The following is a 12,967-nucleotide window of genomic DNA, read 5'->3' on the forward strand; positions in this document are numbered from 1 at the left end:
GGTGGAAAAGTAAGACTATCGGCGAACTGGTTGACACATTTTTCCGTCGTGCTCCGGGGAGGCGCTGATCGAAAGGGGATCCCGACCGGTCGTGCTGTAGATGAGATTCCGCTCGGTGGTCCACCCGCGGTAGGTCCCGGCGGTGACGGTCTCCGGCGCCGCCGGGAAGAGGTGCGCGCCGGTCGTCGTCCACGACCGCTGTGAGATCGTCGGACACGAGGGGCTGGGCCCCCCGCTGAGCCACGTGGCGGCGGGTTCGATCGTCCGCTCCGTCCGCGTCGGGTAGTAATTTTTCCCGAGCGTGGTGAGCGAGTGATCCGCGGTCCACTGGTCGTCGAGGTGGGACGCGGCGAACGACACGGCCGCGAACTCCGATTCGTTCGTCGTGCTCGGGAACGAGAGCGTGTCCAGGTTGACGAACGCGATCGGCGCGGTCAGGACGAGGCTCACCACGAGCAGGACGAGGAGACCCCGCCTGACCGCGGGTCGGCCGGCGAACCCCATCGCGGTCGGCGGCGACAGGCGGGGGCTGACGTACCGGACCGTCGCCAGCGCGGCCAGCGCGAGCACCGGGAAGTGCGCGAACGTCTGGGTCCGCATCACGGTTCCGAAGAACTCCGGCGTCAGCGCCGCCGTCAGCGAGTAGAACGTCATCACGATCGGGGCGGCGAGCAGCGCCAGGAGCACGACGCCCGTCGCCGGCTCCCGAGAGAGCACCGGGAGCGACCGGCTGGCGAGCGCGACCGGGACGAGCAACAGGAGGACGAGCCCGAGAAGCGGCAGGGGGGTTCTGACCGTCCCGGGGAAGATCGTCTGGAAGACGTTCGCCACGAGGACCGCGAATCCGATCGCCACCGGGGCGAGGAAGGCGGCGCGCTTGAGGCGGTCGCTCGTCCGCAGGAACCAGGCGATCCCGATCACGAGGAGGATCAGCCAGGCGACGAACAGCCCCGGGTACGAGAGGACCCGTCCGGTGTACGGCACCGTGAGCGGGGTCCGCTCTGCGACCCAGTAGTAGGCGGCGAAGTACCCCCAGAAACCGCCGACGAACCCGAGCCCGACGACGGCGGTCCGCGTCGCGGGCGTCCGGAACAGGTGCGCCGCCAGCACCCCGATCACGACGATGCCGGCCATCAGCGTGCTGAACGTGTGGGTCACGGGATAGAGGAGCATGAACAGCGCGACGAGGCCGAGCCAGCGCCGGTCGGACGACGCCAGCGCCCGGTGCAGCGCCAGCGCGAGCAGCGGCAGGTACAGGAGCCCGATCACCTCCTCGTCGGGGATGCCCGTCCGCCGCAGGTACAGCCCCTCGACCGCGAGCGAGAACCCGACGAGCGCGGCGACCCACCTGATCTCACGGCCGGGCCACCGGAGGTTCTGACCCGCCCGGCGGACGAGAGCGATCGCGACGAGACACGTGGCCGCGCCGACGAACGCGATCAGCGGCTGGACGACGCGGACCGGAACGCCGTCGAGCACGACGCTCGCCGCCGCGAGGAAGCTCGCGAAGCCGAGGTGGTCCGCGCGGAGGTGGGACAGGGGGAAGTGACCCGTCGCGAGCGCGTCGCGGGCGTACGCGGCGTACTCGAACCCGTCCAGCGTCGACGGGAGCGGGCTCCAGTAGAGCGTGAGCGTCCGCATGGCGACGGCGACGGCGAACACGGCGAGGCAGACGAGCGCGTAGTCGCGGGGGCCCATCCCGACGCGCTCGGATCGGCGGCCGGTCATCGCTGCGGTCGGGACGACGGACGGTCGTCGGGGCGGTCGTCCGGGCGGTCCGGGGTCGGTCGCTGCCGGGTTCCGCCGAGCAGCGCCGCCGGCGCGGGCTTGAACAGCGAGGCGGCGGCGAGACCGGCGCTGAGGACGGCGAGCGCGAGCGCTCCCGCGCCGACCGCGGCGAGCAGCGCAGCGGAGAGCGCCGGGCGCAGAGTCACGCCGAAGAGCGTGAGCCGCCCCGCCGAAAGCAGCGCGGTCGTCAGGCCGACCGAGAGGACGAGCGCCAGGCCGGTCGCGACGACGCCGATCTTGAACGCGTCCAGGAGGACGGTACCGACGACCGCCGCGGGCGTCGCGCCCGTCGCGCGGCGGATTCCGACAGTGCGGCGGCGGGCGTGGACGGCCTGGGCGAACGTCGCGGTCGTCCCGCCGACGGTCATGAGTCCGGTCAAGCCGACCACCACGCCCAGCAGCAGCCGGATGTTTCCGAACGCCGTCTCGATCCCCTGGCCGAGCCCGGTGCCGCCCAGCTCCCGGCCGCTGGTCGCCACCGCGGAGCCGAGCCGGTCGTCGCCGCGAACGGTGTACTCACTATTTGCGATCACATCGTCGTTTACAATAACGCTGACGGTGTACGTACCCGCCGGACGACGAGCGAGTCCCGCGGCGAGCTGCCGCGTCTCGCCGGGGTCGAGCGTGACGGAGCGGGAGACGCCGCCGCCGGGGCCGTCAACGCGAACCCGCTGGGTGAGCGTCTCGTTCCACGGGTTGGTCAGCTCGACCGCCGCCACCGGTTCCACGATGACCGTCGGCGCGGACGGCTTCACGCGCAGGGACGCCTCGAACCGCCTGTCGGCGGACTCGCCCACGCTGACCTCCTCCGACGCGGTCCGACCGTCGGCGTCGACGGCGACCGTGTAGTTCCCCGGCACCTCGGGAAGCGGGAGCCGCGCGACGCCGTTCGATCCCGTCGTCGCGGTCCGGCCGTCGACCGAGACGGTCGCGTTCGCCACGGGGCCGGAGGCGTCGGTGACGCGGACCTGCGGCGTCGAACCGGGCGGGGCGGTCGACGGGAGCCGCTCGACGCTGATCGCGTCGGCGGGCGGGACGGAGACGTTCCGGCGGACGTTCCCCGCCGCGAGTTCGTACGTCCCGGGTTCGACGTCGCCGAACGAGACGTTCTCCGCCGCGCTCTCTCCGGGACCGAGCGTCAGTCGAACCCGTTCGGTTCGGTCCCCGAGGGACACGGTCACCGTCCGTTCGCTCCGTTCGAGCCCCGCGTTCCGCGCGGTGACGGTGACGGTCGCGGAGCCGTTTTCGGCTCGGCGGACCGGAGAGACGTCGACGACGGTGATCGTGGAGGCGTCGCCGCCGTCGTGCGCCGCTGACGGGGACTCGGTCGTGCGGACGAACTGGACCATCCCCGGCTCGGCCGACGAGAGGTGCCGCGCGGTCGGGAGGCTCACCAGGAGCTGATCGTCGGTCGGGCCGGGTGCGTCGAACGTCCCCACGACGGTGACCTCCGTGAATCCGGGGTCCGTGCTGCCGCCGAGCGTCACCGTGTCGCCGACCCCGACGCCGAGCGTCGCCGCGAGGTCGGACCCGACGACCGCTTCGTCGTCCGCCGCGGGCGGCCTCCCGCGAACGAGTTCAGCGTCGCTCAGCGACGCGTAGGCGGAGTAGTTCACGCCGCGGGCGAGAAACGGCTCGCCCCCGTTGACCTCGAACAGGAGGATCTCCGGGCTCGCCGGGCGGCCGTCCGCGCGGAGCGCCCCCGCGTAGCTCTCGGGGACTTTGCTGGCGACGGGGTGCTTTGCGCCCGGTTCGGTGATCGTGACGCCCTCCGAGGCGGTGAGCGGCGCGGCGAGGCCGCCGATCGTCGCCACGAGGAGCGCGAACGTGACGAACACGGTCAGCGTCGCCGTCGTCGGGACGAGCGCCCGCCAGTCGAGCAGGCGAGTGCGCAGGCGGCGGCGGAGGAACGCGGGGATCGGCCCGGGGTGCTCGTCGCTCCCGGACGGACGGCGGGACGCCGAAATCGCGCCCGGTTCGCAGCGCGCGACGGACAGCGCCGCGACGAGACCGGCGAGGCCGCCGGCGAGGACGAGTCCGACCACCGCCGGGACCAGCACGGTCAGCGTGTCCGCGGTCACCTGCACGTTCAGCGACGTCGGGAGGCCGGTGAAGAGCGCGAGGTTGACCGCGGCGCGGGTCAGGATGGCGCCCGCGGCGTAGCCGGCCGCCGCCCCGACGAGCGACAGGAGGGCCGCGCGGCCGGCGAACAGCGCCAGAATCCGCCCCGGCGACGCGCCGGTCGCCCGGAGGACCCTGATCGTCCGGAGGCGGTCTCTGACCATCATCCGGGTGACGCTGTAGACGGTCACGGCGACGAGGATCCCGCCGGCGATCGTCGCGAGGCGCAGCAGGCTGACGAGTTGCGTCGTCCCGGCGACGAAGAACGGGAACGCCGAGACGAACGGGACGCCGGTGTCGGCGACGGCGCGATCCGTCGCCGAACCGCTGACGACGAACGCGCCGGTCGGTCCGAGCCGGTCGACGGTGTCGACCGAGGCGACGTACCAGGAGGGGTCGATCACGGACGCGCCGTCCCGGGGGACGACCCGCACCCGCTCCGTCGCCTCGGTCCCGGAGATCCGGCGGATCCGAGCGTCGGTGACGTCTCCTCGGCTCAGCCCGTCCTCGGGCGGCTCGGGGAAGCGAACCTGCTCCCCGCGCGCCAGTTCCGGGGGCGGATCGCTCGGGACGCCGACGACCGTGTGCGTCGTCCCGTCCCCGATCTCGACGCGCGCGGAGGGCAGCACCACCCCGTCCGGGCCGGCCGCGGCTCGCGCCTCCTCGACCGACGCGTACCGCGTCACCGTCCCGTCCGAGTCGTACTCCTCGGCGATCGCCGACGTCTGTGCGCCCGCGGCGAAAACGACGAGCGTGGTGCCCGTGAGGAAGGCGACGGTGGCCGCGATCACGAGGACGGCGAGCCGATCGCGGCGGGACCAGCGAAACAGAATCGAGCGTCGGTAACCCATTGATCAGTGTTTGCTGCGATTGTCCCGAACGTTGAAATACGTATCGTTGGAGTATATTTTCATTTTTTACGTTCGGTCGTTAAGACGGGGAAGGTGTCGATTTCGCGAATTCAGCGTAATTCAAGATGGAGCCTCCGGCCTCAAGGAGCGACCGAAGGGAGCGAGTAGGCCGGAGAGGAAACCGACATGGTACGACAAACCGGCATACTGCGACCGACCGACTCCCGATCGTATAAATACCGTCGGCCCCCCTCTGAAGTATGGACGTGCGCCGAACCGCCGTCGTGAAACTCGCCGTTTCCGACGAGCAACGTGACGCACTCCACCGAACCGCCGAGCAATACCTGTACTGTGCGAACCGCACCGCCGACTACTGTTGGTCGGACACGTCGTTCACCAAGTGCAAGACCAACAAACGAAAGGTGAGGGACGCGCTCTACTCCGAACTTCGAGAGAAGACAGACCTACAGGCACAACTCGTCCAAGCCGCCATCCGGCGAGCCGTCGAAGCCGTCAAAGGCGTTGTCGAACGATGGAAGAAGGGACGGCGCGTCTCTTGCCCGACGTTCACCGCCGAGACGATGGACTACGACACGCGGAGCGCGACCTTCTACCGACGCAAGGTGTCGCTGGCAACTGTTGAGGGCCGGGCCGAACCGTCGTTCATAATGAATGCAAGGTGGAAACCCGCGTCTTTAGGCGCGGGAGGAAGCCGACAACCCATTACACAATCCACGTACGTTGGCAGGCCGACTCCCCACGCCAATCCAAACTAATATAAATACAGGATATTACACATGAAGTACGGATGGTGGAAGACTCAGCCACTCGGACCGTCCCCGTCAAACTCGACGTGGACGAGAGTGCCGCTGACCTCCTCCACCAGACCACCGATCACTTTCTCGCCGCCGCCAACTACGTCGTAGACGTAGCGTGGAAACCAGACTGGAAAATCACCAGCAAACAGAAACTCCACGACCTCACCTACTACGACGTACGAGACGACTCCCCACTCCCGGCCAACCTCGTGCAAGCCGCACGAAACCACGCCGCAGAAGCCGTCAAAGGCTGTGTTGAACGCTGGAAACAAGGCAAGAAAGCCTCGAAACCACACTTCACGTCGCGGTTCGCCAGCTACGATGCCCGAACCGTCACAATCAACGACGCGACCAGCAAAAGTCTGGGCGTGGAGGCGCACCCGTAGGCGTGCGCTTGAACAGCGGGATGATGAACGTGAACGGCGAGTATTCGCCTCCTGCCCTGAGCAGTTAGAACGGGAGTCCACGCTGAATGCCACGCCCTTCAGGGCGTGGTAGCTTACTCTCCCGGCAGACAGCCCAACGCCCTACGAACGGTATGTTCTCTTCGAGGACTACGAGTTCCGTGAGAGTACCCTTCGGTACGATGCGGCAACAGACGAGTTCTACCTCAATATCTCGACCCGGCGGTGTGAGTCGGACGGCGACGAAGCAGAGGTTCCGGTAGATACCGGGCACCCCGACCAAACGGTCCTCGGTATCGACCTCGGCGTTCGCAAGAGCTTCGCTCTTGCGCAGCCCATCAGAAATCTCTGATTTCTGAGGACGTCAACAGTCTCGCCGTCTCCTCAACCGGCACGTTCTGGCAGGGAGACGACTACGACCACTGGTGTCGTGAGTTCGAAAAGCGACGTGGGGAGATGCAACAGCGCGGCACGCAGGCCGCACACAATGCCCTGCTTCGACTCGGGAAACGCGAAGAAGCGTGGCGCAAACAGTACATCCACACGGTTGCTAACGAACTTGTCGCGGAAGCCGTCGAACACGACTGCGACGTTATCGTGTTCGAGGACTTGACCGATATACGCGACCGACTTCCACACGCAAAGTGGCACCACGTTTGGGCGTTCCGACGCCTCTACGAGTACGTTGAGTACAAAGCGCCCGAGCAGGGCGTCTCCGTGGAACAAGTCGAGCCGAACCACGCGTCCCAACGCTGTTCTCGGACGGACTGTGGGTTCACGCATGAGACAACCGCCACGGAGAACGCTTCTGTTGCCAGAAGTGCGGGTACGGGGTGAACGCGGATTACAACGGCGCGAAGAACATTGGGCTACGATACGCCCGGAAGCGGACACACAGACTCCGTTCCTCGCCCACGTCGGGGAGCGGAGACGCAGAAGTAGACCTGCGTATAAATGGTGGAACGTTGAACGGTGAGAGTCACCGGCCTATTGCCGGAGACTGATTGCCGGGAGTCCATATCAAAGCCACCGAAAGACGAAGCCTTTCGAGGCCTCGACGGAGCTTCGCTCCGTCGGTGGCCCCACCCTCAAGGACCGAGGCGCGGAGTCGTTCGAGACGGCGTCGCCGTCTCGTGATGACGAGAGAGCGAAGCTCTCTCGGACCACGCCGAGGGAGTAGGGTAGTTTACTGGAGGCGAACGTCCCATCGAACGAGAGATCGGTTCCGCTCGCCGAGTCGAACGGGGCGGAATAAAATCGACAGACGGAGATCCGAAACACGGTGTAGTAGGCGACCCGGTGCCGGCTAGTGGAGGGAAGTGTTTTGACTGTCCGCTCACAATGTACACACATGAGTTCCGGGTCGGGAGAGAAAAAGCGTGTCCAGTTCCGCGCGCCGAAAGGGCTGGTCGACCGAGCCGACGCGCTCGCGACCGTGTTCGAGACGGATCGAACGGACGTCCTCATCACCGCTCTCCGGGGGTACCTGCGCGACGCCGCGCACTCCGACGAGGTGAAACAGGAGATCGCCGACGCGTTCTACGGCGACGAGATCACCTTCGAGGAGCTGAAATCGCTCGTCGGGCACGAGGAGGCGGCGAACTTCCGCGTTCTCAAACGGCAGTTGAGCGACGAGTTCGTCGACGAGGTTGCGGAGGAGCTGGCCGAACCGTAGATGGCGCGGATCGTCGCCGACACGTCCGCCCTCGTCAGTTTAGGTACCGTCACAGACGCCGAGCCGAATCCCTTCGACCTGCTCGTCGAGTCGCACGAGGTGACTCTTCCAGAGCAAGTCGCCGAAGAACTCGCAGAGACGGCGTCTTACGACGACACCTCGGGAAAGGCAGCGCAGGCGGTTCTCGACCGTCGTTCCGCGTTCGAGGTCCGTCCGGTCGACCTCGACGAAGCGTTCCCGCTGGACGACGGCGAGAACGCAGCGGTCACGCTGGCAAACGAGGTCGACGCGGTTCAACTTCTCTGCGACGAGTTCAATCGGTTGGCGCTCGTTCACGCCTCGCTGGCGGGACCGCGGCTCGTGACGACGCCGATCCTGCTGGTCGCGTTCGTTCGTAACGACGTTCTCTCCTCCGAGGCTGCCGAGTCGTTCTTAACCGAGATAAGCGAAGCCCGTAGCTGGTCGGCGAACTCCTACGTCGCGCGTGCGAAATCGACGCTTCGACGGCAACGCGAGAGCGTTTGACGGGGTCGGGTCGAATACGTCGGGACTCGACACCGGTTCTTCCGGCAGTGGTTCAGACCTTGATGTTACACACAGGAAAACGAATATAGGCCCCCGTCGCCACAGTTCGATCGTGAGTCACGAACGCAGTTCCCGCGTCGAGGCGGCCCTCCTCGTCGCGCTGCTGGTGGGGTCGGTCCTCCTGCCGGCGGCGGTGGCGCCCGCGAGCGGGGCGGACGCCGGCGACCCCGCCGGTCCTCACGCCGTCGAGTCGGGCGGCCTCGCCCTCCAGCAGAGCGGCGCCAACGCGTCCGGGAACGAAACGCCGACCCGGCACGCGAACCCCGACGAGGCGAACGAGGACGGCGACCTCGGGGCGGTCGAGTCGCACCTCGCCTCCCAGCTCGCGCGTCGTCTGGGCGACAGCGCGGTGCAGCTCGAAGAGGGAGAAGCCGACAGGGCGAGACAGCTCCTCGGCGACGACTTCGCGGACGCGATGTCGAAGTACGCGGAGGTCGCGGACGAGAACGGGAACGAAGAGTCGGCCGAGCGCTTCCGGAAAGCACAGAAGAATCAAGAGGAGTACGCCTCGACGGTTCAGGAGTACCGCGAGACGTACAAGGAGTACCAGAAGGCGAAGGAGAACGGGAACGACCAGCGGGCCAGGGAGCTGGCGCGCGAACTCAACCGCCTCGCGAAGAAATCCAATCGGACGGCGAACGAACTGAACGAGTCGTTCGGCGAGCTGGAGCGGTCGACTGGCGGCGACTTCTCGCAGGCCGCAGACAGCGTCAACGACGTGCAGTCGAACATCTCGGCCCAGCAGGAGGAGGTGAACGAGGCCGAATTCGTGCGGACCGAGCTCGAGGTCGAAGCCGATGACGACAGCGCGTCGTTCAGCAACCCGCTCTCCCTGAGCGGTCGGCTGACCACGGAGGAGGGCGACCCCGTCGCGGACGAGGAGGTGACGTTCCGGGTCGGCGAACAGAACTACACCGCGACCACCGACGAGGACGGCGACTTCTCGCTGTCGTACCGGCCCACGGCAATACCGAAAAACGCGAGTAACGTGACGGTGGCGTACGTCCCGAAGGGCAACGAGCCGTACCTCGGGTCGAACGCGACGGTCGACCTCGCCGTTGAACAGGAGAACGCGACGATCGAATTAGACGACGTCCCCGAGGGAGCCGCGTTCGGCGAGCGCGTCAACGTGAGCGGGACGGCGACAATCGACGGCGAGCCGGTGCGGTCGGCCCCGGTGACGCTCGCGGTGGACGGACGGCGGCTCGGGACCGTCGTCACCGACGGGGAGGGGCGGTTCGCGTTCGAGGCGCGCCTTCCGGCGAACGTACCCGCCGGGGAACGCTCGCTGACCGTCGGTTCGGCGAACGATAGCCTCGCCGTCGTCGCGGAGCCCGCGGAGGCGAACGTGACGGTCGAGCCGACGCCGACGAACCTGACGCTCTCGGCCAGTCAGGCGGACGACGGAGAGCTCGCCGTCGACGGCCGCCTGACGCTGGCGAACGGCACGCCTGTCGACGGACAGACCGTCGAACTCCGCGTCGACGGTCGGACGGTCGGAATGGTCCAGACCGCCGCCAACGGGACGTATCAGGGAACGATCACGCTCCCGTCCGACATCCGGGAGCGCGATCGGATCACGCTCGTCGCCGTGTACGCCGACAGGGGGACGAACCTCGCCGATTCGCGGGCCTCGACCGGGATTCCGCTGGCCGCGTTCGACCCGACCGAGGAGTTGCTCTCGTGGGACTCGCTCTCGCGGGCCGAGAAGGCCCTCGCGCTCTTCGTTCCCCCCGCGATCATCGCACTCCTCGCGTGGGCGTACCGGCGGTGGCGCGAGGGCGGGAGCGCCGACGGAAGCGAGGCGACGCCGGAGGTGGCGCCCGACGCCGACGACGGAGAGGATCACCCGACGCCGACGGGTCCGTCCGGCTTTTCCATCGCGCGCGAGCGGCTGCTCGAAGGCGACGCCGACGGCGCGGTCGAGGCGGCGTACGTGGCGGCCCGTCGCCGCGTCGCGGCCGATTTCGACGTGTCCCCGAACGGGACACACTGGGAGTTCTTCCGGGCGTGTCGGACCCGCGGCCTCGACGACCGGCTCGACTCGCTCCGACGCCTCACCGAGCGGTACGAGCTGGCGGCGTACGGCCGCGAGGACACGGCGATGGATCGAGCGCGGGAAACGGTCGAGCTCGCAGCATCACTCGTTACGAGGGGTGACCACGCGAGCACAGACGGCGGGCGGACGCCGACTCCCGAGTTCGACGAGTCCTCCGAAGAGCGGTAGCACGGGCTGGCATCCCCTCGGTCCTCGAGAGGGAGCGCCACACGTCCATTCGCTGCTGCGGCGGAAGAATTGGGATCGAACACCAACGACGGGACAGCCGTATCGAGCACTCGTTACTCTGATGCGCGAGCGATTCAGAGGGGTACGGTGCTTTCCACCGACACGCGACGTCGATCAGCGGGAATTCGTCGAGCCACGGTCGTGGGTTATGGCGCCGTTTTGCCACGAAATTTCGCGTCATGTAAATTAACCTCTCACCACGTTATTTACGGTCTTATTTGAGATACTTCAAATAATATAGAGTAAATTGCCCTCTAAATTTTTTCGGTTTAAATTGTTTTTAGTTTGAAGTTTGTTTTTCTACGATTTACAATATGACGTTATCTTTTTCCTCACTGTATGGACTACGAGAACGAACCCGATAACGCGAACGAAGGTGGCGACGAGAGAACGCTTACGCGTAGGTCCTGGATCCAGGCACTAGGGGCGGCTGCAACCGCCCCGCTTTTGGCTGACAACGCTTCAGCGGCGCTACTCACCTCGAACAGCGAGGGGGCGGGAGAGTTCGGCAACGTCGTTAACGTCGTCCAGGCGGGGGCCGATCCGACCGGAGAAGAGCCGATCAATCCCGTCCTCGAAGAGGTCCGGGCTGACGACACGCTCCTGTTCTTCCCCGAGGGCCGGTACAGGATGAACACGACCTTTCGGTACACCGGATTCACCAATTTCGGGATCCGTGGTCCTCGCGCCACGATCGTTCCGGCGAGTGCCGACGAATGGGTCGGGGAAGACGAACGGTGCTTTCTTCTGGGAGTCTACTACAGTCCCGGACAGCGGATTCTGGTCCAGGGGCTGGACTTCGATTACTCCGCGCCGAACACGGGCGTCCGCGCGGTGGAAGCGTACGCCAGCGATCGGCTGTTCGTGAGGGGCGTCGAAATCACCGGGGAGCACGACACGCTCATGGACGCCGGCGGGACGTTCAACGTCACCGATCCGAGCGGAGTGGGCGTCGTCGACGGATTCAGCGTCCCCGACGGAACGGCCGCGCTCGTGGACGAAGGGGGCCGAATCCAGTACGGGCGCTCGGGCATCACAGTCAACCGGTACCACAGCGGGAGCATCTGGTTCCGCAACTGCGTTATCAAATCCTGCTGGGACAACGGCCTGTACGCCACCGACAGCAACGGGTTCGTCTCCATCCAGGGCGGGCTGTACCAGAACAACAACGTCTCGAACCTCCGGTTGGGCGGCGTCGACAGCGTCATCCAGAGTCCGAGAGTGGTCGTCGACCGCGTTCGGTTTAACGATCTCAACCAGCGAGGGATTCGAATCGAACAGGGTGCGAGGGTACTGGTGAACGGCGCTAAAATTGAGCTCCCCAACCCGAACGGTCACGCCATCACGGTAGAAAACCCCGTCACCTCGGCGACGATCACGAACGCGAACATCGACATCGGTTCGTCACCGGTGCAGAACAGCCAGGGGATCGTCGTAAGCGGAGACACGGGCCCGGTTCGCATCGTGGGCGGAACCATCAACATTTCCGGGCCGGACATCGGCGGTAACGCGATTTCGATAGGCAGCGGCCAATCGACCGAGCCGGTGATCGTCGAGAACGTGCAGATCACCGGCGATCGAGGCGGCGAACCGGGCGGTCGGGAAGCGATTCGATGCGGACGGAACAACTGTACGTTCCGAAGCCTCCAGATCCGACAGCCCGGGCCGGCGTACCGCCAGGGCCTCACGCTCACGGGGGATAACTGCAAAGTTGTCTACAGCAACATCCAGGCGACTCACTATCCGCTAATCAACACCGGATCCGGAACGCGCGTTCTGAATTCGGTTCTCGACTCGTACGACGGGTATCCGGCCGCGCGATTGTACTCCTCGTCGTCCGACGTCGAGTTCGTCGGCTCCACGCTCGCACACGGAATCCAGGACGATGGAGCGACGGACCTCCGCCTCGTTGCAAACGGTTTCCCCTCGACCTAGATCGAAGATCCGAGATTTTGTACGCGCCCGGAAGAAGGACCGCGGAACGGGGAATCGACGCTGTCGGACGCCAGCACTGCTTGACAAAATCACACACATTGTCCGCGGAGAGTCGATATCCCTCTCGAATTCTGTTCATACGTTGAAGAAATTCATTTATATCACCGGAAGTATCCTACTGCATGGATCTTTCAGGAAAGCAGATACTTATCACCGGCGGGGCGGGCCTAGTGGGCTCGCACCTCGCGGGGCTACTCGCGCCCGACAACCGCGTGGTGGTCGCCGACGACCTCTCGAAGGGCACCCGCGAGCGCGTCCCCGACGGCGTCGAATTCATCGAAGCGGACATGACCGATCCCGCAGACGTTGCGGAGGCGATCACCTCCGACGTGGACGTCGTCTTCCACTTCGCGGCGTACACCGACACCAACTACGCGAACCCGCGGCAACTGTTCGAGGAGAACACCGAGATGACCTACAACGTGCTCGAACGCATGGACGAC

7 protein-coding genes and 2 pseudogenes are annotated in these 12,967 nt (G+C 66.2%); 7 read left to right on the forward strand and 2 right to left on the reverse strand.

The window, feature by feature from the left end:
- Nucleotides 1-15: 15 nt before the first annotated feature.
- Complete coding sequence (locus CNO20_RS16195) at nt 16-1,728, reverse strand: hypothetical protein (protein WP_199174878.1); 1,713 nt, start codon at nt 1,726-1,728, stop codon at nt 16-18.
- Complete coding sequence (locus tag CNO20_RS16200) at nt 1,725-4,760, reverse strand: FtsX-like permease family protein (protein ID WP_101297147.1); 3,036 nt, start codon at nt 4,758-4,760, stop codon at nt 1,725-1,727. Before CNO20_RS16200 ends, CNO20_RS16195 begins: the two co-directional genes overlap by 4 nt.
- A 260-nt stretch (nt 4,761-5,020) precedes the next feature.
- Here CNO20_RS16200 and CNO20_RS16205 point away from each other — a divergent pair.
- From CNO20_RS16205 to CNO20_RS16245, 7 genes and pseudogenes are all read left to right on the forward strand, one after another.
- Nucleotides 5,021-5,437: pseudogene (locus CNO20_RS16205) on the forward strand (RNA-guided endonuclease TnpB family protein); the annotation flags it as partial.
- A gap of 131 nt (nt 5,438-5,568) precedes the next feature.
- Nucleotides 5,569-6,986 (forward strand): annotated as a pseudogene (locus CNO20_RS24440) (RNA-guided endonuclease InsQ/TnpB family protein).
- Between the two features lie 347 nt (nt 6,987-7,333).
- Entirely contained in the window at nt 7,334-7,657 is a 324-nt protein-coding gene (locus tag CNO20_RS16225; protein ID WP_101297148.1) for a hypothetical protein, read from the forward strand.
- Nucleotides 7,658-8,182: a PIN domain-containing protein gene (locus tag CNO20_RS16230; protein WP_101297149.1), complete on the forward strand. Its 525-nt coding sequence runs from the start codon at nt 7,658-7,660 to the stop codon at nt 8,180-8,182.
- A 112-nt stretch (nt 8,183-8,294) separates the two neighbouring features.
- Complete coding sequence (locus CNO20_RS16235; protein ID WP_101297150.1) at nt 8,295-10,469, forward strand: hypothetical protein; 2,175 nt, start codon at nt 8,295-8,297, stop codon at nt 10,467-10,469.
- Nucleotides 10,470-10,976: 507 nt separating this feature from the next.
- Nucleotides 10,977-12,464: a right-handed parallel beta-helix repeat-containing protein gene (locus CNO20_RS16240; protein ID WP_101297151.1), complete on the forward strand. Its 1,488-nt coding sequence runs from the start codon at nt 10,977-10,979 to the stop codon at nt 12,462-12,464.
- A 182-nt stretch (nt 12,465-12,646) separates the two neighbouring features.
- On the forward strand, nt 12,647-12,967 hold a 321-nt coding region (locus CNO20_RS16245; RefSeq protein ID WP_143423275.1), incomplete at its 3' end, for an NAD-dependent epimerase/dehydratase family protein.

The organism is Halegenticoccus soli (assembly GCF_002844195.1).
In the GTDB taxonomy this organism is placed as follows: domain Archaea; phylum Halobacteriota; class Halobacteria; order Halobacteriales; family Haloferacaceae; genus Halegenticoccus; species Halegenticoccus soli.